Annotated in this window: 26 protein-coding genes; 18 read left to right on the top strand and 8 right to left on the bottom strand. The window is 30.4% G+C overall.

The window, feature by feature from the left end; all coding sequences use genetic code 11:
• Positions 1-290 precede the first annotated feature (290 nt).
• From IW16_RS25430 to IW16_RS25420, 3 genes are all read right to left on the bottom strand, one after another.
• Complete coding sequence (locus tag IW16_RS25430; RefSeq protein ID WP_131328012.1) at positions 291-680, bottom strand: hypothetical protein; 390 nt, start codon at positions 678-680, stop codon at positions 291-293.
• A gap of 174 nt (positions 681-854) precedes the next feature.
• The gene (locus tag IW16_RS25425) at positions 855-1271 is read right to left on the bottom strand and encodes a hypothetical protein (protein WP_034751701.1); all 417 of its coding nucleotides are present in this window, start codon (positions 1269-1271) and stop codon (positions 855-857) included.
• Positions 1272-3032: an RHS repeat domain-containing protein gene (locus tag IW16_RS25420; RefSeq protein WP_034751698.1), complete on the bottom strand. Its 1761-nt coding sequence runs from the start codon at positions 3030-3032 to the stop codon at positions 1272-1274.
• 255 nt (positions 3033-3287) lie between these two features.
• Between IW16_RS25420 and IW16_RS25415 the strand changes: the two genes are divergently transcribed.
• The 12 genes from IW16_RS25415 (at position 3288) to IW16_RS26010 (ending at position 12920) form a co-directional block, all read left to right on the top strand.
• Positions 3288-4367, top strand: coding sequence for a recombinase family protein (locus IW16_RS25415; protein ID WP_165572043.1), 1080 nt, complete (start codon positions 3288-3290; stop codon positions 4365-4367).
• Between the two features lie 670 nt (positions 4368-5037).
• Positions 5038-5553, top strand: a complete 516-nt coding sequence (locus IW16_RS25405; protein ID WP_131328010.1) for a hypothetical protein — start codon at positions 5038-5040, stop codon at positions 5551-5553.
• A gap of 364 nt (positions 5554-5917) precedes the next feature.
• A complete protein-coding gene (locus IW16_RS25395) occupies positions 5918-6388 on the top strand; it encodes a hypothetical protein (protein WP_131328008.1) in 471 nt (156 codons plus the stop codon).
• 29 nt (positions 6389-6417) lie between these two features.
• Positions 6418-7002: a hypothetical protein gene (locus IW16_RS25390; protein ID WP_034751686.1), complete on the top strand. Its 585-nt coding sequence runs from the start codon at positions 6418-6420 to the stop codon at positions 7000-7002.
• Positions 7003-7077: 75 nt separating this feature from the next.
• Positions 7078-7443 carry a hypothetical protein gene (locus tag IW16_RS25385; protein WP_051890791.1) on the top strand — a complete coding sequence of 122 codons (366 nt, stop codon included), beginning with the start codon at positions 7078-7080 and terminating at the stop codon, positions 7441-7443.
• Between the two features lie 94 nt (positions 7444-7537).
• Entirely contained in the window at positions 7538-8554 is a 1017-nt protein-coding gene (locus IW16_RS25380; RefSeq protein WP_131328006.1) for a hypothetical protein, read from the top strand.
• Between the two features lie 57 nt (positions 8555-8611).
• On the top strand, positions 8612-9160 hold the full coding sequence (locus IW16_RS25375; protein WP_034751680.1) for a hypothetical protein: 549 nt from the start codon (positions 8612-8614) through the stop codon (positions 9158-9160).
• Between the two features lie 59 nt (positions 9161-9219).
• The gene (locus IW16_RS25370) at positions 9220-9522 is read left to right on the top strand and encodes a hypothetical protein (RefSeq protein ID WP_131328004.1); all 303 of its coding nucleotides are present in this window, start codon (positions 9220-9222) and stop codon (positions 9520-9522) included.
• Between the two features lie 197 nt (positions 9523-9719).
• Positions 9720-10163 (top strand): hypothetical protein, encoded by a 444-nt coding sequence (locus IW16_RS25365; RefSeq protein WP_034751675.1) that lies wholly within the window; start codon positions 9720-9722, stop codon positions 10161-10163.
• Positions 10164-10239: 76 nt separating this feature from the next.
• Positions 10240-11712, top strand: coding sequence for a phytoene desaturase family protein (locus IW16_RS25360; protein ID WP_034751673.1), 1473 nt, complete (start codon positions 10240-10242; stop codon positions 11710-11712).
• Between the two features lie 183 nt (positions 11713-11895).
• Positions 11896-12618 carry a hypothetical protein gene (locus IW16_RS25355; RefSeq protein WP_034751670.1) on the top strand — a complete coding sequence of 241 codons (723 nt, stop codon included), beginning with the start codon at positions 11896-11898 and terminating at the stop codon, positions 12616-12618.
• A 101-nt stretch (positions 12619-12719) separates the two neighbouring features.
• On the top strand, positions 12720-12920 hold the full coding sequence (locus tag IW16_RS26010) for a hypothetical protein (RefSeq protein WP_051890790.1): 201 nt from the start codon (positions 12720-12722) through the stop codon (positions 12918-12920).
• A gap of 345 nt (positions 12921-13265) precedes the next feature.
• Here the strand turns inward: IW16_RS26010 and IW16_RS25345 are convergent, their stop codons facing one another.
• From IW16_RS25345 to IW16_RS25330, 4 genes are all read right to left on the bottom strand, one after another.
• A complete protein-coding gene (locus IW16_RS25345; protein WP_034751667.1) occupies positions 13266-13724 on the bottom strand; it encodes a hypothetical protein in 459 nt (152 codons plus the stop codon).
• 71 nt (positions 13725-13795) lie between these two features.
• The gene (locus IW16_RS25340; RefSeq protein WP_034751664.1) at positions 13796-14167 is read right to left on the bottom strand and encodes a hypothetical protein; all 372 of its coding nucleotides are present in this window, start codon (positions 14165-14167) and stop codon (positions 13796-13798) included.
• Between the two features lie 22 nt (positions 14168-14189).
• The gene (locus IW16_RS25335; RefSeq protein ID WP_034751661.1) at positions 14190-14573 is read right to left on the bottom strand and encodes a hypothetical protein; all 384 of its coding nucleotides are present in this window, start codon (positions 14571-14573) and stop codon (positions 14190-14192) included.
• 230 nt (positions 14574-14803) lie between these two features.
• The gene (locus IW16_RS25330; RefSeq protein WP_034751658.1) at positions 14804-15277 is read right to left on the bottom strand and encodes a hypothetical protein; all 474 of its coding nucleotides are present in this window, start codon (positions 15275-15277) and stop codon (positions 14804-14806) included.
• A gap of 630 nt (positions 15278-15907) precedes the next feature.
• On the opposite strand from IW16_RS25330, the gene IW16_RS25325 reads away from it, so the two are divergent.
• The 6 genes from IW16_RS25325 (at position 15908) to IW16_RS25295 (ending at position 20427) form a co-directional block, all read left to right on the top strand.
• Positions 15908-16195 (top strand): hypothetical protein, encoded by a 288-nt coding sequence (locus tag IW16_RS25325; RefSeq protein WP_034751656.1) that lies wholly within the window; start codon positions 15908-15910, stop codon positions 16193-16195.
• Between the two features lie 665 nt (positions 16196-16860).
• Positions 16861-17274 carry a DUF3997 domain-containing protein gene (locus IW16_RS25320; protein ID WP_034751653.1) on the top strand — a complete coding sequence of 138 codons (414 nt, stop codon included), beginning with the start codon at positions 16861-16863 and terminating at the stop codon, positions 17272-17274.
• A 437-nt stretch (positions 17275-17711) separates the two neighbouring features.
• On the top strand, positions 17712-18002 hold the full coding sequence (locus IW16_RS25315) for a hypothetical protein (protein WP_034751651.1): 291 nt from the start codon (positions 17712-17714) through the stop codon (positions 18000-18002).
• Between the two features lie 67 nt (positions 18003-18069).
• Positions 18070-18558, top strand: coding sequence for a hypothetical protein (locus tag IW16_RS25310; protein WP_034751649.1), 489 nt, complete (start codon positions 18070-18072; stop codon positions 18556-18558).
• 250 nt (positions 18559-18808) lie between these two features.
• Positions 18809-19414: a recombinase family protein gene (locus IW16_RS25305; RefSeq protein WP_034751646.1), complete on the top strand. Its 606-nt coding sequence runs from the start codon at positions 18809-18811 to the stop codon at positions 19412-19414.
• A gap of 209 nt (positions 19415-19623) precedes the next feature.
• Positions 19624-20427, top strand: a complete 804-nt coding sequence (locus IW16_RS25295) for a hypothetical protein (protein WP_034751639.1) — start codon at positions 19624-19626, stop codon at positions 20425-20427.
• Between the two features lie 238 nt (positions 20428-20665).
• On the opposite strand, the gene IW16_RS25290 is transcribed toward IW16_RS25295, so the two are convergent.
• Positions 20666-21154: IS91 family transposase (locus tag IW16_RS25290; protein WP_034751636.1), on the bottom strand; the 489-nt coding region annotated here is incomplete at its 5' end.

Genomic DNA, 21154 nt, shown 5'->3' with positions numbered 1-21154 from the left:
TCGTTTTCTGTCATCAAAATCTAATGCTTTTTTTATAAATTGCCACTGAGTTTGGGTTACATCTGTTGGATACATTGATATTTTTTGTTTTGCAACTCTAAAATGACAATTTTTAGCCAGTTTTTAGCCCATACTCTTTTTTATTATTCATTTTTTAAACAGGCTCTTAAAGAATATAATAATTTTGTATCAAAAAATTTAGCAACTCTATAAAAATACCATCAATCTCAATTGCGAAGGTTAATTGGCTTATTTGCTCAAAGTCTCCTGACTACTTTGAGCAGCAAGATCTAACCGTTACCTTCGAAGTAAATATACTCAAAATGATCATATATTAAATTTATCGAAATTTGTTTCTTTGCATTTTCAACAAATTTTATTAAATATTTTTTTCCTGAAGAATCTACACAGTTATAATCTCGTATTGAGCTATTATCAACTCCCTTTGATAATTTTAAATTAATTATATTATAAATTTTTTTAGGATTAGAATGTAAAGTTATTGTTTCAGTTAATGAATTGATTTCTATTTTAAGATTTGTATTTTTTAATCCACTCCACTCGGTCCAATAACTACCTATCTTTTCCCTGTATTTTTCTTTTTGTATAGATATTTCATAATTTTGACTTAAACCAAAACTAAAAAAAAAAGCAAAAATTGCAAATAATATTTTCTTCATAAATATTAACTTAAGTGTATATTCAAAATCTATTAAATGTAGAGACATGAAAGTTTCAGGAGCATCATTTAAAATACAAAACCCTTACAATCTTTTGTAAGGGTTTTGTATTCTTGTCTCACACGATTTTATCGTGTGAGAGTGAAGGCTGGAATTTATTATTTACTTCATACATTAATTAGAATTACCTTCATTATCTATATACAAACCACACATATTTAGACATTCTTCGTAAAATGTCTTTTTCATTTTATTACTCCAAACAAGTTTTTCATCAGCATATTCAACAATTATATCTTTCTTTGAAAGGAAACTATTATTAGGATTATATGGTTTATACCTTAATTTAAATATATATTCAACATTCTTTTTAATTTTTATTTTCTTCAATAGATAGTTATCACATGCCTTAGAAATAATGAAAACACCATTGTCTTTTTTCAAACCTATGTCTATTATATAAAATGATTTTGTTGAATCTATTTTAAGAATTTTAGATTTAACATGCACAATTGTTCCTTGAGCTTTAGTTTGGCTCGTTATAATTATTATATAAATAATAGCAATGTTAAAAAACGTCTGTATTTTCATTTATTTCTTTTTATCAGTTTCAAATTTACCTGTTGATGACTCTTTACCAGTTTTTCTATCTTTAGTAAAATACTCTTGTGTTTCTACCATTTTTCCATTTGCATATATTCTTTTTCTTTCAAGCCTACCACCAACAGCATCAAGATCTTTATAGTCCCTATCTAAAGCTTTTGCACCTTTATGAGCAGCGTCATAACCTTTAGCTCCGTTTTTTGGTGATGTTGCAGCTGGACTACCCGGACTGTTTAAAACACCTAAAATATTTTCTAATAATTCGTGTTTTATTGTGGCACCATATTTATTTCCGGATAATTCATCAACTTTTTCAGTAACCATCGGGTTTACTAAGTTTGTACTCAATAACCTTCCATCATCCAACATTCTACTTCCCTCGTATGCGCCACCCCGATATTCGATTCCAGAATCCGTCAAATAATCACCATCTGATCTTAATTCTGAAATATTACATGAGTCATTTGATGCATCTAATATCATTTGAGATGCTTTACTTAGCTTAACTCCTTCTACCGCTTTTGCTGTGACTTTACCCGATAAATGATTCATTGACAATTTTAGTTGTCCATCCGTTGAGCCTCTTAATTGAGCTAACACTTGATCCCTGTAATTACCCGTAATAACTATGTCGGTTGGAGCCATTCCATCTGAATCAATAAACCTCACAGGATTATCAAACGTATAATTATAAGGCGACCAACTTGGCATCTTCTCCGCTAGCGGGTCAACACTATGCCAAATACTCAATCTTGGGTTATAATATCTTGCACCATAGTAATACAATCCAGTCTCACTATCCAATTCCTTGGCGTTAAATTTAAATGGATTATCATAAACACCAGTCATCTGCTCTGCCATTGTTTCTCCGAATGGTAAATTTAGAAAAAATTGAGTGGTTTCAGCTGCTGAATTTGTTATATATGTTGAAGATCCCAAATGGTCACCGTGGTAATAATATACATCAGGTACTGCAGATTGGTTTTTAGCATATTCGCTTTCCAATTTCGAAGTATCATAACCTGCTTTTTTCATGTAATGATAGAAATCAGCTTCAGTATCTACCACTTCATCAGACTTATCATTCTTCCCTGACTGACGATTCTGCATGGCAAACTGTCCTGCACCTTCCAAAATACGGCTTGCAACTCTTTGAGAACCTGCATAATAATGTTTGGTGTAAATAGGTGAATTTGTTAATACGACATATGGGTTCGGGTAAATCTTATAATTATTCAGTATCATATTTCCGTCTATCAAAGCTCCATTTTGATAGAGCTCTGCTCCTGTCTGAAGATCATACTTGATTACTCGTTCTCCTTTATCATCGTAAACATAATACTGATAGATGCCGGTCTCCTTGGCGTTGTAAGCTTTAAGTCTGTCACTTTCATCCCAGAACATTCTTATTAAATTGTTTGGGGTCTGATGCTCAGTAATATTACCATTAGAATCATACACGAAACTTTCTGTATTACCGGTCTGCATATCATCAATCCCTTTTATTTTGTGAGTTCCGCTTATGTAATGATATATATTTTCGTAAGTATTTAATGGATTAATGTTTGAATCCTGAATATGTTGCTGTTGCTTTCTCTGAATCGATCCTGAAAGATGATAACTCATATCAAGATTAAACGATACATTTGATACTGCATAGTTTACCTGAGGACTTGTCAATTCTCCGCTCGCATTAGAAAGCCTGTTCATCTGGTCATACTGGTAGAGGTACTGGTAAGCTCCGGTCATATCATTTGGTGATTTTGGTGCTGTGTTATTGACAGACGTAATGTTATCGACGTAATCATACGAATATGAATTATTGAGTAACTGACTGCCAACATTATTCTTTAATATATGATTAGCTAAATTTCGACTGGTCGGAAGATAAGTGTATTCAGATTTTGTATCATTACCGTATAAAATTGAAGTCCTCTGATCATAAATGACAGGAGGGCATTGAATGTGACGTATGGGATGAGAAGAGCGATTAAAGAGGGTAGAATGATGGGTATCGCTCCATATGGTTATATCAACAGATGTACAGAAGACGGTCGTAAATATGTAGCTGTTAAAGAGCCTGAAGCAACAAATATGATATGGGCCTTCAGGCAGGTTGCGAAAGGACATCTACCTACAGCAGTTATTCTAAAAGAAATGAACAGGAGAGAAGGCAGAAAGCTGACGAAAAATTCATTTATGGATGGTTTGAGAAATATAGCTTACTGCGGAAAATTATTTCTAAAGGCGTACAACGACGAGGAGGAAAAAATTGTTGAAGGAAAACATGAGGCACTGATCTCTGAAGAACTTTTCATGAAAGTTCAAAGGGTTCTCCATCGTAAAAGCAATAAAGATGATTTTTTACCGGCAGGAAGAATAATAAATGAAGAACGTTATCCTTTAAGAGGATTATTACTTTGTCCAAAATGCAATAAAACTCTTACAGCTAGTAGTGCTAAGGGCAGAAGCAAGCATTACTACTATTACCATTGCACAACTTCATGTGGTTTCAGGCATAATTCTGAAATAGTTAATGATCTTTTTGTCGAAGAATTGTCAAAATTTAGATTTAGTATCGGTGCTGAGAAAATATTGAAAACAATTTTAGAACAGAATTTCTCAATAGTTTCAAATGGTCTAAATGATGAAAGAAAGGTTTTGCAAAATAAACTTGATGCTATTGAAGGAAGAATCGACAAAGCAAGGGATATGTATCTTGAAGATAAATTGGATGAAGAGGATTTTAAGAGGATTAAAATGAAGTATAAAGCAGAAATCGAAGATATAACCTATAAATTAAATTCATTAAAGAACTCTGGTGATACTACTGATGTAGAGAAGAAGATGACTCAAGCATTAAATGCCATTGTAAACATCTCTGAAAGATATAATAACGCAAGTACAATTGATAAAAGAGCAATTGTTGGTTTGATATATCCTGAAAAGTTAACTTTCGATGGTGAGTATTTTCAAACCACAAAAATCAATAGTTTAGCTGGTGATATCACATTGATTAACAAAGAGTTAGGAAATAAAAAAACCGACAAAGAAGTGAAAAAACTTCAAATGTCGGTCTTGTGACCAAGACGAGCGTATCTTCAAACACTTTCATCGATGATTTGGTTCGTTTGGGCCAAATTAAAAGAGAATTAAATTGTTCTACTTTTTAAACATTTTTTTTTAACTATACGATACGGGTTTGTATTACAATTTAAATTTTACTAGTTGAATAAGATGATTTTATTATTTTAAAGTCTTATTTTGCTTTATCTGTCTTTCTTTAAAGTAGATCTTAAAAATGTTGAATTGTAGAGGAAAAATTAAACATGAATTTAATTATATCTTTTTATTCGATTAATAATCATATTTGTTTAAATTTATAATTTTATAGGAAGATTGAACAGATTTAATAAACTAAAGGTGTAAATTGTAAAGAATATATTTAATAGACTTTTTTATTACTTTTACAAAAAATGCAATAAAATTGAAACTAATTTCCTTTGTTCTGACAATTTTCACTCAGTTGTTACTCATTGTAGCTTTAAAACTATTAGAAAATTATTATTTAATATTAATAATCATCGCATGTTCTGGTTTATTAGGACTTTTAATCACTTTAAGTCGTCCAAAAAAATCAAAAACACAAGAAATGGGATGGGGTCTTCTCTTCGGATCATTAACATCTTTCATCATGACAATATCTTTTATTACATGGTTGTCGTATAACTTTCCACAATAATTATAAAAAATCATGTTAGAAAGTATATTATTTATTCTGTTAATTTTAATAGGTGGGTTATTAATGATCATTGCTTTGGTCACAATGCTTATCGGAATTATTAAAAAATCTTCTAGATTAAAAAAAACAGCTCTTACCATCACTATTATTCCCGTTTTATGTTGGGGATTGATTGCTATTTGGTATTTAGTAACGTTGCCATCATTCAATAAAAGTGAAATGAAAGATTTTGCAGGAACTTATACTCCGAATACTTCATTTAAGGCAAGTAAAAGGGGAATTAATGAGTCAAAACTGATTTTATCTGAAGATGGAACTTACCTATTTGACGGATTTGAAGGAATCGGATTAAAAAAGCAGGGAACTTGGAAAACTGGTGGTAATGATGGATTAGTAGAGTTTTATGACAAAAACGGCAATCTGTGTGAATGGGCAACTCCTTATGAAAACAATCATAAGTTATCATTTGAATGTCAAGGAGGACAGGATTTTGAAACAATAATGTTTGTAAAAATTAAATCTGAATAATTAGATTTAAATGTTTTATTTTCAATTTATTATATCCAAATAATCTTTAAAGGGCTAATTTGATACTTTTAAAATTAGAAAAATACTTAATTTTAAAGACTCCATGAAAGAACTAAAACTAATAACCCGAATTCTAGTAATAACACTCGTTATCCTATTTTCATTATCATTCTTAGCCATGATCATTGTATGTATTGCTATGATGACTTCTTATTGGGGTAAAACAATGGGAAATGAGGCCTCTGGATTTTTTAATATGGCACTCTTGCTTACATTCTTTATTGGAATAATTACATTTACTTTATGGACGATCTTCCTTAAGCAAAAGAAAAAAAACGATACGAAATAACTAACGAATACCACCATGAAAATCATTATTTCTTCTTTATTCATGATAATCACCATTCTATTATTTCCGAAAAAGGAAATAAAGAAAGATATTTCCGGAACCTGGAAACTGAATCTCTATACCATGGATTCTGACACCATTTATTATGAAAATACCGAAAAATATACCTTCAATTATTTTGATAAAACGTTGGGTCAACTTAAAGATTCAGACGAAAAGAAGAAAATAGGTGAAAAATTGTACAATCAGTTTAAAACCACTGAACTTCATATCAATAAAAACACGATTAGTTCTTATACGTATGAAGGAAATCAAACGGAAATCAACTTAAAATATAAGCTTGTAGACGGAAAAATTATTCTTGATGAAAAAGCGAACCGAAAATACAAATACACCGTAAATTATAACCAAGAAACAGATATTCTGACGATACACCAAGGTGATGCTAAAATGAGCGTGGTTAATAGATATTCGAGAATAAATTAAGAACAGCACAGATCAACAGCTCAAATAATATGAAGTACTTTGAAAAAAGAATTAAAAATTTCACCATTATTCAAAACAAAAGTAAACTTATAATTAACTACAGAAAAACGGCGAAAGACTGGTTCGATTCTGTTATTATACTCCTTATTGGCTTATTTCTTTCTGTAGCTACTTATTTTTTGATAAGTCAAGGTATTAAAACAACCAGTTATATTAGTATTGGAGGTGGGCTTGTCTTTGCTTTTCAGGCATTTGTACAATCTACATCAGGTATTTTCCGAATTTTGCAATCTTCAAAAAAAATTTTAGTCATAGACAGGGATTCTAAGACTCTTACCTCAAAAAAGAACTTTTTTATTTCAAAAACATTTCCATTGGAAAATATTGAAGCCATTACCGCAAGTGGGCAAAAAGAAAAAGTGTTCACAAGTGGTGGAAACTCAATGAAACGAACTTACTGCACAGTAACGGTAAAACTAAAAGATAAGACTAGCGAAGAACTTTTTATAATTAATACCCATCGATTTTTTCAAACCTCTTCGAACAAACTGGAGACTGAATTATACATCCAAGCAAAACAACTAACTACAGAATTAAATAAATATCTAAAATAAAAGAGAAACATTTGATTTTATTAGCAGCTAGAAAAGTAAAAAAAACAAGAAAACAATAATCAAAAAAAATCAAAAATGAAAAAACCACTATCCTTAATTTTAATCTCCTTATGCCTATTTAAAGTATTTGGACAAAACAAAAAAGACTCTAAAGAAACTGAGTTTAAATTTAAAGAATCAAAAAATATGGCCAGCTTTGTTTGCAATCATGTTTTGGAAAAAACTAAATCTATTTTATATGTCACGCATGATTCTGAGGGTGATTGGCAATTTTTGTGTGGTGAAGATGACCATACAGAAGAGAATATAAAAATCATTTCATTGCTACAGGTTGTAGAATTAGACAATACAATAAATGATTTGCATGAAATGCCTATCAATGTAGGAGCAAAAAGGCGAAAAATAAATGAAAAGTGGAAACCTTTTAAAATAAGCAACTAATATTGATTAATGTAATCAAAAAAATCTTGACTTTGAATTCACAATATTACCCTTTAAGCCATTAGCAGAATATGGTGAATAGAAAATAAGCCCAATGAACAGATTAAATTTAAAAACAAAACTACTAACAATAGCTTTATCATTTTTACTTTTTGGCAATAGTTATAGTCAGAATTTATTGAATGAGGGTAAGAGTGATTCAAAATTAGTTATCAAATTAAAAGACGGTTACCAATCCTTTCACATCAATAATATCATTAGCGAACAGAAAGAAATGATCAATTTGATCATCGATGATGCAACGGATAAAGAAGTAAAAACTTTGCTCGGAGATCATATCCAAGTCTGCGACAGTTTAAAAAAGATTCAATTTAAAAATGATACTCTTAAAACTTATATTTCCGATTATTTAACCTTAACAAAACAGAGTTACAGTATTTCTATCAATAAAGGCTTTAATTCACCTGCCTTTAAAAAGGATTTTGAAAAATATAAAGCATTTTGTGACAAATACATGAATTATTTGTACTCAACATTTGCCACTCATAATTTTATCAGAATGAATGAGGAAGTGTACTGGAAAACTATTGATAAGAAGAACTATATCAAATCTGCTGAATATGAAACATACAAAAAATTAAAAACAACAAACCTGAAAGAGGCTTTGGTTTTACTTGAAAAAATTTCGAAACAGACAACAGACTTTCAGGAATATTGTATTTATCAAATTGAGCTTGCAGACCAATATGTAAAGCATACTGAAAGTCTGGATGAAAACTCAATTAATAAAGCAGTTGATATTTACAAATCAATTATAGACCAAAAAAAATACAGCATTTATCTTTTTGAAGCTTGGTTAAAGTGGCGAATCGTTACTCAACAATTTACTTATGGAATATCAAAAACGTCTGAGATCCCAAATGATAAATATGATAAAGTAAGAGAGCAGGCTGCATTAATCGTTCTTGATTACATCAATACCCACAGTAATGACGAGATGGCAATCAATGAGTTTCTTTTATTAGCAACACATGGCATTGTAAAACGTTTTGGAGATTACCCTTATGGAAATCAAAACACGGTAGAATATCACGAAACATTTGATGATTAAAATACCTATCTTATCAACTAAAGTAGTAGCTGAGTTAAATTAATATTTAAAAATACTATGAAATTCCCCATCTTCAAATCACTATTGATTTTAATCGTATTTTTTTCATCATCGCCTGAGATCAATGCTCAGGGATTGCATTTTTTTGATTTTGATCAGGTAGATTATTACTCGACAGATATTAGTACTCAAGGTATTTCTAATATAGAATATCAGAGAAAGAAAAACTCATACGAGTATAAAAAAATAAGTAAGAAAGATGCTTTGTTTCTATCAATATTAAGAAATAATTATCCTGAAAAAATAGAAGAAGATTTTCCCGAAAAACTTATAAAATATGGTTTTAAGAAAAATAATCTCGATAAAAAACTATACCCTGAAATAAATGATATTTTCAGCGAAAAGAACTGTAGTGACAATTTGGAAAGTTTATGCATCCCTATATTTAGAGATATTTTAATTTTCAGCAAAAAAAATAAAATTATCGGCATCGCCAAGATTTGCTATAGTTGCCATCTTGCAACAATAATCGGAACAGAAAAAAGCATCAGGAATTTTGGAAGTTGCGGAGATTTTATCAAGCTGGAAAAAATAATGGGAAAATAGATATGGCTCTCCCATAGTTGAAGATTTTAGAATTTTTTAAATAAATCAAGTTAAATAAAATGAATCTAAAAACAATTAACACCATCGTTTTACGTGTATTAATTGCACTTTGCATTTTGACCCTTATTGGGCTTTTAAACTTTGGTCACGGACTTGGAAATATAATCTATTTTCCTCCGATTATTTTGGCAACACTCATTCATTTTCTGATCACCAGACGGCTCAATAAGAAAAACAACGATAAATACTGGCTACCCATTATTATCATAAGTTCATTGATTTGTCTGAGCATTATTTATGGTACAACCTTGGGACGAGGTGGAGAATTTGCATGGGATGGAAGAATATTTTTTATAAAATAAAAATTTCTTTTCAGATCACAACAACGGAAAGAATAGTCAGAAAAATAAAACTTACAAAGCATGCAAGAATTAATTTTACACGATTTATCATTATTACTTATTAAGTCAAAAAAATAAAATAGTTTATTCATAAAAATTCAGATTGACTAAATTATATATTTTTCAATTATTTAAAATTTTAACAGAACAACGTAATTATGAAAAGTATTATTAAAACCGTTTTAATTGCGAGTATTTCAATTGGTGTAATTTTAGGAATTCTATATTTTATTTATACGCAAATTGATTTTATCGGGCATAAAGATCCAAAAACTGTAGCAGAAAATGTAAAACGTTGGAACAATACACTTCTTTCTGCGGAATACAGAAACGGGACGGATTATTTTAACATAGATCTTTTAGATTCTATTAATATTGAAATCAATACGGGTAATAATTCTTCCGGGGTAATATTAGATAAAGAATATAAACTATCGGGTGATACTATTATCATTGTAGGAGGAATTGAAGAAGCTGCAAAATATATAGATAGTGACAAGCTTTTAATACGAAAGAACAAACTTCTTTATAAAATTAAATCTCCTGGAAATTTTGATACCATTCAGACGATGACGATAAAATTCAATAAAATCAAGCGATAGTAAGGTTCTTATTCTTTCATCAACTATAAAGTAAATAAACAACTTAATCTAAAAAATCAGACAATAGAAATCTAAAATGATTGAAGAATATGATATAGCGATTTTCGGAGGTGGAATCTCGGGATTTTCAGCAGCATTAAGACTACAAAATAAAGGATTAAAAACAATTGTTTTCGAATCTCACGGGCAGCTGGGTGGATGTGCTGGTTTCTTTACTAAGAAAGGCTTTTCATTCGATGTGGGTGCTACTACTTTAGTAGATTTTATAGAAGGCGGGATCGGAGGGAATTTTTTCAAAGATATTAACTTAGATGTACCAAAAGGCAAATATATTGATTACATAGCTTGGCTCCCCGACAGACAAATTACGCTTTATCAGGATGCTGAAAAATGGAAAAAAGAAAGACTGGATAAAATAGGTTCAACTCAAAATCACATAGAATTTTGGAAGCTTATGGATGAGGTCACAAAAGTATTTTGGGCAGCAAGTAGAAAAAACATTAAACTTCCCATTCGTACTCCAAAAGACATCTATATTCTAATAAAATGTATCGGAATTAAAAACCTTTATTTGGTTAAATACCTTAATTCAACAATGCTGGATATTGTAAAAAAATACAATCTGGAAAATGATAAACCTTTAGTTGGATTACTCTCAATGTTAATAGAAGACACCGTTCACAGCACTATTGACAAAGCTCCGTTTATTAACTCAGCTTTGGGAGTTACCATCAGAGGAGCCGGACTTATGAGAGCAGAAGGAGGAATGAAAAACTTTTGGAATCATTTATCAAATCATTATTTAAAGATTGGAGGAACTATAAAAAAAGGGAATAAGGTTTTAAATTTTAAACAGGAAAATAATAGTTGGAATATCAGAACAAGCAAAGGATTTTTTAAAGCAAAAAAAGTAATCAATTCTTTACCTATCGATTTACTACAAACGATTTGTCCTGATTCAATAAAAAATAAACTGCAACCCTTTATTGCAAAAAATGAGAAAAATAAAGGAAGTGCAATTGTTGTTTTCTTAGGAGTTCCGGAAAATGAAGTTTCTAATCAAACTCTAGATCATCACCAGATTTTACTAGATTATGAGTCCAAATTAGGTAAGGGAAACAATATGTTTATTTCTATTTCTGAAAAAGATGATCATATTTCTGCACCACAAGGATTTCGTTCGGTAATGATTTCAACGCATTGTGAAATTGCAGAGTGGCAAAACCTCTCGGAAATAGAATATCAGATTAAAAAACAAAACATCGGATTGTATTTAATAGAAATGGCAAGAAAAGTCTATCCAAATTTGGGACAAAACCCTATTATTTATGAAATAGGAACTCCGCTGACTTATCAGAAATTCACAAACAGAATACATGGAAGCGTGGGTGGATTTAAGCAAACTAAAGAAAATGCGAACCTTAAAGCAGTTCCTCAGGATATCGGAGTTAAAAACTTTTGGCTTACAGGCGATAATACTTGGCCGGGATTAGGAACTGTAGCTGGATTGATTTCAGGACGAATAGCAAGTGAATATGCCGAAAAATAAAGATTTAATATTTTTAGTGATAACAATAAAATGAACTATTCATAAAAATTTTAATAAATCAACGCAAATATTCCTGCTGAATATAGAAATGAGACAGATTATTATAAAATAGATCTATTAGATTCTGTTTTTTAATTTGCAAGAATAAACTTCTTTAATTTTTTTATTATACTTATTATTTACATGAACAACCTACAAATTGCCATAGACAACCTTTACGAGATATTCAGTAAATATAATACTATAGGAATTCATCATTGTGACTGTGGATGTATAGACACACATGATGTGAAAAAACTAAACTCAAAACCTTTAAGAGAATTAGAAGCAGACGACTTAATTTCTTACCATGGCAGTGCTCTTTATACATGGGGAGATACGGAACATTACAAACACTTTCTTCCAAGAATTTGTGAACTAATCTCTGAAAAAGGGAGCTTTAGATTTGTAACTCTTGACGAGTTTCAAATTAAGCTTGAATATGCAGAATGGAAAACGTGGCCCAACATCGAACAGCAGGTAATTGTGCATTATGTGATGGCTGACTGGATGTATTTTGTAAATGACTGTTGTTTTGAAGTGAACGATACCGAACTAATTGCTTACATTAAGTTTTTAGGTATAAAAAAAGTCTTACAACTTTGGAACATTGCAAATTCTGAGGAAGCAATACGCAACTTTATTTATTTCTTTTATTACCATGGAACAGAAATACTTAATAATGGATTTGAGATTGCAGGTATAAAGTTTCGGAGTGAATTTTTAGAAAAAATTTCAGATAAGGAAATCATTTCTAAATTTGAATATAGCTTTTTTCACAATGAACAAAACAACCCAGATTATGCATACAAAATTTCAATCGTGTTACAGATGATTGAGCAGGAGATGAAAATAAAAAAAATATAAGCATTAAATCTACTTTTTTCTAAATTTAAATATTATGTTTTTTATGGAGTTTTGGACTAAATTCTACAAGTCGCCAATACGTAAATCCATTATTATCAATTATGAAAAAAATCATTATACTATTATTTATTTTTAAAGCCTCTTTAGTTTTTTCTCAAACCAAATCTGAAATCGAAGCTTTAATTATAGCAATTGCAAAGACAGAAAATTCAAAGGAAATTATCAAAACCGGAGAAATAAAAAATATTTTCTTGTATGGTAAAAAAGCTCTGCCAATATTATCTGGTTTTTTCACAGACTGAGAGATTACAAATGTTTATTCAGATTTTGCAAAAAGGAAGCTTTCAAAAGGTGAAGTCGCAATAATCATTGCAGACCATATTCAAAGAATGCCTTATTTTCAATTAACTGGATTTCAAAACTGTACTTTGTCACACTGCGAAAAAAATCCTAATCTGGTGGAATATTATTTTCAATTTATAACAGAGGGAAAATTAAGTAGTTTTGAAAAAAGATATGACGAATGGTTAGCAAAAAATCAAAATTTAAGACCATAATTAAGCCTTGCTATCCAACATACGTAGTTTTAAATAAGAATATTTCATTTAGTATAAACAACCCAGCTGCGAACGGTCTCAAGTAATATTTTATTTAGAATTAATTATTTTTCGGTATAATTCCCTGTCAAATACTGAAATTTTAAAAAGTTGATGATCATTGTCAAAATAGAATGCAGAATTTAAGTTTTTTAACTTTATGGTGAAAGGTTCTATGTTTGATTCATGCAAATCAAAATTAATCTTATTGCTGACAAGAAAATTTTCTAAGTCTTTTGAAACCAGTGTATGGTTTAACAGTAATTTTTCATCATTTACCGTCATGAAAAGGCCATCTGTTTGTTCATAAGTGAAATCATATTGGATTCCTAAAATAACATCATCCAATAAAGTTATTTCGAAATCAAAACCATTAAGTGTAAGTGTTTTAATGCCAGGAATATCACCTTCTTGTTCAGTGACAATTTCCAGATGATTTCTATAGTCAGCAGGTTTCCCAATCTTGAGTTCTGCTAATGTTTCATTGAAAAGTAATTTTGAAATATCCATTTTGTTAATACGTTTCACATTTTAGAACAAATACCTATGAAAAGGTATTCTTGAGGTTGAGTTTAGATATTTTAGATTTTGTACAGAGTCTGATAAAAATTCCAAAATCCTTTCAATTTATAATTTCCTTCGACTTCGAAACTGAGATTACTCAATTCTTTTACACCGTTAATCGTTTTTATTTTATAGTCTATTAACTCAGGGTTTTTATTGAGCTCTGTTATTTCAATTTGCTTTTTGTTGGTTCTTTTCCATGTAAATTTCCCGGCATAATTATAAGAAGTCTCATCATCTCCGTTAGAAAAACTTTCGTATTCTCCTGTTCCGTCAGATTTAAATAAAACCCAAGAACCCTTTACCATTGAAAAACCACTTCCATCTTCAGAATACCAATTGCCCCAAATTTCATCTCTTTGCTTGAATATATTTAGAAATCTATTCATACCTCTATTACTAACAAGGATATTAGCTGATGTTGCATTTTTGCCATAACTCTCTCATAAAAGGACTTACATTCCAGCTGTCTTCTATATTTTCATTTTGGAAACATGACCAATAAAAGATAGAATATTCATGTAATCGGAAATTTTCTTTTAGTAGTTTTAGAACAATTTTTAAATACTTTAGAAAGTCATTTTCTGTTGTTTGATCTTCAGTTGCCTGGATGATGATTTCCATTAAAGCGAACTTATTATCTTCGTCAACTTCGGTAGTATAATAATTTATATATTCTTCTATATCTTCTGATTTTCCCACGATAAATTCCCAATCCTGATAATCAGATAAAGTGTATTGAAGATTCAAATTTATTGTTAAATCTTCTATAGCTTTTCGAGTTACAAATCTCAACTTAGGTTGTTTTATAATTTTTATTATAAATAAATCTGCTTCAAGATTTAGAGTTAAGAATGATTTTAAAGAACAATATATTCAGGTATTTCAATTATTACAGCTGAAAAATATGGAATATAAACAATCAATTTTGACTTATATAATTAAAGAGAAAACAACATATTTATCCTAATTTAAATATAAAGAGGTGGAAATAGCCACCTCTTTATGTTAAATCTTAAATAAAATTAATTTTTAACAGCTTCTATTGCTTTCAGATAGGCTTGCATCTCTTTAGCATAAAAGCTAGACCATGTTTTCCTTTTGTACTCTTTATTAGTTTTTCTATCAAGAATAAAATATCTCTTACCTGAAACAGTTGTAGATTTGCCGTTACCACCACTGAAACTGCTTGCTGTCTCTCTTTCATAATCCATGATATAACGGTATTGGTTGGTGTCGTTGTATTTGTCTTTGATTTCGTTCTCTGTAGCTAAGATATATTTCCCGGTATAATTTGCAAATTCTATTTTTACATATTTGTCATAACTTCCTCTTTCTTTCAATACTCCAATCAAGGTAAAGTCTTCAGATTTCATGTCTGGAGGAATTTCACCAGATTCAATGGTAATTTTATTTGCTACAGAGGACGTACTTGCACAGGATTGTAGAGAAGTGGCAAGTATCACTGTACTTACCAAATAGGTAATTAATCTTTTCATGTTTATTATTTTTTGCAAAAATATATTTTTTCATTCAAAAATCATAAAGTATTTTTTAATTTTATGCCTGTAGAATAAAGAAGTTAGAGATTAAAATATGATTTCTTTTTAAATAGGTGAAGATCTCAAATGAATAATTATAATTAGATTTTATTGCTGATGGGTTGTATTTAGAAATTTAAATTCCTTTAAATATTTTAATTAAAAAAAGTTCTTCAATCCAAAAAATATAATTGTTAATAGTCTTTGTAAAGATTTGATAATCAAATTATGAAAATTAATTTTAAATTAATGTCAGAATTAGCTTTACGAAAGTTATATGATTCGGATTGGTACAATGTGTAAATTTGGAAGTTAGCTGTGATTGCCAAACAATAACCTGTCAAATTAGTTAAAGTTTAAAAATGAATATTAAAAGTGAATTAAAAGACTTGACTGATTTAGATATTGCACTCCATATAATTGCATCAAAACGAAAGTATGTTTGCTGAAAATAAGCACCTTTATTGGAGTGAAAATAAATACAATGGTTTTTTTAAAATAACTTTAAAAAAGATGATTGAACTAAAGAAAGTAGAAATTGGAGGTGAAAAAAATATTAGCTGTTACAATAAAAATTTTTAGAATTTAATGAATACAAAAGTATTGAATGTTTCCCTTTCAATTGGAATTTTAATTTGTAACATTCCACTATTAATAGCAAATTTTGAAATTATTAGAACTCAAGGGGGACCAATGGGAGTTGGACTTATTGCTTCACCAATATTATTATTTTGCAATCTCTTTATAATTCCAGCATTGTTAAGCTTTTTCAAAAGGAATCATAAAAACAAAATGATTTTAATTTTAAATATTCTAGGAATTATTTGTTGTGGATTTCTTGCTTTTCTTTTAATTACAACTCCCAAAATGGAGTAAATACAACTACAGTTAACATTGGAAACTGTTGCACAATTCCAATAATCAAAGAATTAATGTAAAACAGTATAAAAAAACGAATTCTTTAAAAGCGATTTTAAGGAGTTGTTTTTTTAACACACTATGAAAATCTCAAATTCGTTTGGCTTAAAATGGATGTTTTGAGGCAATAATGAATAAGGTTTTTGAAGAGGCGATTCTTCTCCTTTCTTAAAGATAAAACCTAGCCCAAAACATCCAGAATTTTGTGGACGAAGCGCAAATATTTCTTCAGATTGTATGATAAACCTGACATTAATAGACGCCTGTTAGCTTGAGCCATTCCCCGGCTGTAGATTTGCAGAGAAAATGTAAATTTAATTCTTTATTCACGCACCGATAAAAGCTGTCTGACGGAACCAGTTCATCAAGGCTCAGTTCTTAAAACAATTACGGGTTAAAATCTTTACGTCCTTGCATACAAAAAGAGACATATTTTTATTATATTTGAGTGTGCTACAGGCACATCATATTGGTAATATGCGAGCTGAACTGCTTAGTATCAACGGAAGTGTAAGATTCAACTTCTGTTCTTCGATTAAAATTCAGTGCTAAAAATCCCGCCCATCGCCAATACGCGGCTCGTTAGCCATCAATTTAGCAGAACGCAAGAAAACCCAATATCAATGAAGAAAATAATTAGTTTAATGTGTTTGTCAATTTTTGTTAATAGCTGTGCCTGGCTTGATGAAAGTGAGCATCAAAAAATTATTGGACAGTACGAAATTGGCTGGAACGACCTTGAATCAAATCGAGCAATTACGAAAAAAATCGAAAATTCAGAAAGTAGCTATAACATAATTATCGATAGTTATGTTTTTGCAGTCGGTCATAATGAAAGTTTCATAGTAGCCAAACAACACCAAAGTTTTAATGAAGAAACTAATTATTATTTGATTGATATTGAAAAAAATAAAGAAGATAATTCAAAAGGAATTTATGGGCCTTTAAACGAGGTAGAATTTGAAAAAATGAAAACAAAATTTAACATTAAAAGCTTAAAATTTGACTTAATATTCGCTGACAAGCCAGATAAGTAAAAGGAAAAACAGAGGCTAACAAGGGTAACTGTTGTACAACTCCAATAATCAAAGAATTAATATAAAATAGTGTAAAAAAACGACATCTTTAAAAGCGATTTTAAGAAGGTTCTTTTTTTAACACACTATGATAATCTCAAATTCGTTAGTCTTAAAATGGATGTTTTGAGGCAATAATGAATTAAGGTTTTTGAAGATGCAGTTCCTCCTTTATCTTAGAGATAAAACAATATACCCAAATACTTTGCAAGTTATAAATGATGGAATGATAGCTTTGAACAATTTGAGTTTGGATTTGAATATCCTTGAAAATTAACATTTATATTGGCAAAAAAAAGTTGAAGATTAATTACTAGACATCACAGCAAACGAAATTAGTACTAAATAATAGAGCAATCCTTGAAAGGGTAAACAGTAAAATTTATATGCAAATAAGTATGACGGAGGAACAATTAAAACTGCAAATTAAGAGAATGGAAATGATGTGTAAGTCTTTCCAATCAAATTCAGAAAAGTATCCGGAATTTCTACCGGAATTTGAAGCTTCTAAATCAATAAATAATATTCTGAAGCAATCAATTAATTTAACGGGTGAAAATTATAATGACATATTGAAAGTCCTGAAAAATCTTGACTTAATAAAACATTATGAGGGTTCGGGTTGGTATGACTATAAACTTCATTTAAATTCATTGTTGAAACATAAAGGGTTTAATGGTGTTAATTAGAAAGATGGAATGATATTTCAGTCCTTTTGGAATACCTAATCCATTATCTGCAACTAAACAAGACAGTATGCTGGAACAAATTGGAATTGACAGACAAATAAAGAAAGACATCATTAAAGGCATTCTATCCGAGACTTTTAAAGGATGTAAAATTCATTATTTTGATCAGGGAAACACTTGGGGAATTGAGGATGAAGAACAACTTGATGATGATGCAATTTGTTTCAGTCTTATCAGAAATGAAAGTGAATTTCCCATTATGATTGAAATAACAAGAACTCCGGATAAAAATACTACAGAGCGGGGACAGTATTTAGCGAAAATAATTTCAGATAAGCTGAATTGTAAGACCATTACAGATTATAAAGAATTGTATGAATCATTATACGATCCTTCTGATTCGATAATTTTTGAGAACGGATATGCATACCTTGTAGATGATAGCAATACGATGTGGGCTGATGGAGAAGGAGGAAAAGTTAAAATTGTAAAAGAAATTGTTTTTGTAAATTATAAATTTGATGACAAGGCTAATTTAATCAATGACAACAGCTAACAACGATTTTACAATAATGTGTTAAATGTCATTTTCCAATTATTTATCGTACAAAACTAATAGGCTAAAGCGACAAAACTCGACGTGTTTTTTTCTATACATAATACATTTTATAATTAAACGGTAGTATTTTGAGATTTTGAAAAATGCAACTTTGAATTCTTATTTTTTCAAATAATTTTCTCAAAATCTCGTATCATTAAACAAAGTTTCATAAATTTACATAGTATGAGTTTAATGTAACAAAAATATGAAAATAGGATATGCTCGGGTTTCAACCAAAGATCAAAATTTGCATTTACAAATTGAAGCCTTAGAAAAAGCAGGTTGTGAGAAAATTTATCAGGAGAAAATTTCGGGTGCAACAAAGAATCGTCCCGAACTTGATAAGATGATTGACCAGTTTCGAGAAGGTGACGAACTTTATGTGTGGCGATTGGACAGATTGGGTAGAAGTTTGAAAAACATTATTGATCTTGTCTTAAGTTTGAGTGATAAAGGAATTATAATAAAAGGTCTTGTAGATGGTGTAGATACTTCAACGATTAATGGTCGTCTGTTTTTAAACCTTATGGCATCTCTTGCCGAGTACGAAAGGGAATTGATAAGAGAAAGAACGAATGCAGGATTGCAATCTGCAAGAGCAAGAGGGAGAACTGGTGGAAGACCGAAGGGGTATACTGCAGAAACAATTTCAAAGCTACTCCTTCTGCGTTCAATTTATAAAGATCCAACAATGCGTCCTGAAGATATCTATAAACCATTTGGATTAACCAGGGCAACATTTTATAGGTATGCTAAAATTCTGGACAATCATACGGATGACGAAATTAAAAAAATGGGTATTAAAAAGTAAAAAGTTCGCCAATCCAGAGATAGATTTGACCAAAATAAAACTCTATGAAACTAATAATCAATTCATCAAAATAATATTTTATATTAGTAGCATAAATGGCTTTGCGAATATCATATAATTCGGATTGACGCAATGCGTAAATTTGGAAGTTAGCGGTTATCTCAAAAAAACGTCTTTTAAATAAAAATATCAAATAATTTATTAAAACTATGAAAAAAACATTTATTCTATCTGCTGTTATTATCAGCGGAATTTTTTGCGCACAAAAACACGAATTTTCAGCGTACTCAAACAATGTTGAACTTGTAAAAATTAAAAATTCTGTTAAGGAAAATCAGAAAGCAGAATTTTACAAGCAATACCTAAAAAATCAGTTAACAGAAGATATGAAAAGTACCTTCATTTTTAAAAAATATTCTGATATCGTTTTAAACAAATTTGCAGATACACTTTTAACATATGACAGTTCCACAAGATATATGGATCAGGACGAAAATATATCAATTAAAAATCTGGACAATTTAATCGGATCCAAAAATGATGCAGAAAAAATTAACGAAAATTTGACAGCACTTCTTGGTGATTTTCCTAAAATTGTGAAGATGCAAGATGCTACTGAACATACTGCTTTTGAAACTATTCCCGGTGATATTTTAGAAATCAATTATTGGGGAGGAGGTAATATGACAAGCCAAATATACTATAAAATCTCCAAAAATAATTTAGAGAATATATCCGTAATACCAGAGGAAGACAAAAATTTCTTAAAGAAAGTAAAGAAAAATATAGGAAATAAAAATATTACATTTTTTAATTCTAAAGGAAATTCCTATTCAAGTGTTGAAAAGAATCCCAAAGACAAATTCTATTTGATTGGTGCTTCATTATTTTTAAAAGAAGACAATTTCGCTCCTTCATATGAAATAGAATATAAAACAACAGATTTTAAAAATTTCACTCCTCTAAGGATTAAATCATCTGACGAAAATTCAAAATGGAAAACTATTAAATAAGAGACAACCGCTAATAACTAAGCTTTCGTCTTGTCCGCAGGACACGAGATGAAAGCCCGTTGAACGGAAGCTCCGGGAGCTTTTTTGGCCGTCTATGGAGTTTTCGATTTTAGGATTTAGGGTAACAAAGCAGTTTTTTGGAATGACTGCTTTTTTTTGTGGCATTTGGTAGCCTTTATGAGTGGTTTTCTGCAGGTTTTTCTTCGCTGCAGCATATAAATTCCCTTACCCGCAAAGGTTATTTTGCAGACAATGGTTGGATAACGAAAAGAAATTCCGGTGGCGGACCGCGCTGCCCGAAAACAGCTATAGTGACTAAGTTTCCTTCCTTGCAACTTCGATATTTCCGGAGCAAAGTTTTCGGTTTTGCTGCAGTAACTCTGATTTTCAAATCGGATTGCAGTGCCTGCAGTTTCCCACGCTTCCAGCTGCTGCTCAGGATGCCGTAATGCCGGATCCTTACAAATCTTTTCGGTAAAATATGCATCGAAAACCTCCGGACAAACTCCGTGTTTGCAAGAGTCATTTCCTTTTTTTCGCCGCCTTTGCGGTAATCTTTGTACTCAAAACGGACCTGCTGATCCGTCACTTCTTTTATGCGGTGATTGCTGATGGCGACTTTGTGAGTGTATCTCCCCAAGTACTCGATCACCTGTTTCGGGCCGCCAAAAGGCCGCTTGGCATATACGACCCAGTTCTTGGTGAAGAGTTTCTCCATTAAATCCCG

The organism is Chryseobacterium vrystaatense, from assembly GCF_000737765.1.
GTDB classification, from domain to species: domain Bacteria; phylum Bacteroidota; class Bacteroidia; order Flavobacteriales; family Weeksellaceae; genus Chryseobacterium; species Chryseobacterium vrystaatense.
Note: the sequence above shows the minus strand (reverse complement) of the source record. Positions and strands in the feature narration are given on the sequence as shown.

Excerpts from the sequence above, each read along its gene's own strand:
- IW16_RS25430 (WP_131328012.1), bottom strand. The coding sequence starts at position 680 with ATGAAGAAAATATTATTTGCAATTTTTGCTTTTTTTTTTAGTTTTGGT.
- IW16_RS25425 (WP_034751701.1), bottom strand. The coding sequence starts at position 1,271 with ATGAAAATACAGACGTTTTTTAACATTGCTATTATTTATATAATAATT.
- IW16_RS25420 (WP_034751698.1), bottom strand. The coding sequence starts at position 3,032 with ATGACCGGAGCTTACCAGTACCTCTACCAGTATGACCAGATGAACAGG.
- IW16_RS25415 (WP_165572043.1), top strand. The coding sequence starts at position 3,288 with ATGATGGGTATCGCTCCATATGGTTATATCAACAGATGTACAGAAGAC.
- IW16_RS25405 (WP_131328010.1), top strand. The coding sequence starts at position 5,038 with ATGTTAGAAAGTATATTATTTATTCTGTTAATTTTAATAGGTGGGTTA.
- IW16_RS25395 (WP_131328008.1), top strand. The coding sequence starts at position 5,918 with ATGAAAATCATTATTTCTTCTTTATTCATGATAATCACCATTCTATTA.
- IW16_RS25390 (WP_034751686.1), top strand. The coding sequence starts at position 6,418 with ATGAAGTACTTTGAAAAAAGAATTAAAAATTTCACCATTATTCAAAAC.
- IW16_RS25385 (WP_051890791.1), top strand. The coding sequence starts at position 7,078 with ATGAAAAAACCACTATCCTTAATTTTAATCTCCTTATGCCTATTTAAA.
- IW16_RS25380 (WP_131328006.1), top strand. The coding sequence starts at position 7,538 with ATGAACAGATTAAATTTAAAAACAAAACTACTAACAATAGCTTTATCA.
- IW16_RS25375 (WP_034751680.1), top strand. The coding sequence starts at position 8,612 with ATGAAATTCCCCATCTTCAAATCACTATTGATTTTAATCGTATTTTTT.
- IW16_RS25370 (WP_131328004.1), top strand. The coding sequence starts at position 9,220 with ATGAATCTAAAAACAATTAACACCATCGTTTTACGTGTATTAATTGCA.
- IW16_RS25365 (WP_034751675.1), top strand. The coding sequence starts at position 9,720 with ATGAAAAGTATTATTAAAACCGTTTTAATTGCGAGTATTTCAATTGGT.
- IW16_RS25360 (WP_034751673.1), top strand. The coding sequence starts at position 10,240 with ATGATTGAAGAATATGATATAGCGATTTTCGGAGGTGGAATCTCGGGA.
- IW16_RS25355 (WP_034751670.1), top strand. The coding sequence starts at position 11,896 with ATGAACAACCTACAAATTGCCATAGACAACCTTTACGAGATATTCAGT.
- IW16_RS26010 (WP_051890790.1), top strand. The coding sequence starts at position 12,720 with ATGAAAAAAATCATTATACTATTATTTATTTTTAAAGCCTCTTTAGTT.
- IW16_RS25345 (WP_034751667.1), bottom strand. The coding sequence starts at position 13,724 with ATGGATATTTCAAAATTACTTTTCAATGAAACATTAGCAGAACTCAAG.
- IW16_RS25340 (WP_034751664.1), bottom strand. The coding sequence starts at position 14,167 with ATGAATAGATTTCTAAATATATTCAAGCAAAGAGATGAAATTTGGGGC.
- IW16_RS25330 (WP_034751658.1), bottom strand. The coding sequence starts at position 15,277 with ATGAAAAGATTAATTACCTATTTGGTAAGTACAGTGATACTTGCCACT.
- IW16_RS25325 (WP_034751656.1), top strand. The coding sequence starts at position 15,908 with ATGAATACAAAAGTATTGAATGTTTCCCTTTCAATTGGAATTTTAATT.
- IW16_RS25320 (WP_034751653.1), top strand. The coding sequence starts at position 16,861 with ATGAAGAAAATAATTAGTTTAATGTGTTTGTCAATTTTTGTTAATAGC.
- IW16_RS25315 (WP_034751651.1), top strand. The coding sequence starts at position 17,712 with ATGACGGAGGAACAATTAAAACTGCAAATTAAGAGAATGGAAATGATG.
- IW16_RS25310 (WP_034751649.1), top strand. The coding sequence starts at position 18,070 with ATGCTGGAACAAATTGGAATTGACAGACAAATAAAGAAAGACATCATT.
- IW16_RS25305 (WP_034751646.1), top strand. The coding sequence starts at position 18,809 with ATGAAAATAGGATATGCTCGGGTTTCAACCAAAGATCAAAATTTGCAT.
- IW16_RS25295 (WP_034751639.1), top strand. The coding sequence starts at position 19,624 with ATGAAAAAAACATTTATTCTATCTGCTGTTATTATCAGCGGAATTTTT.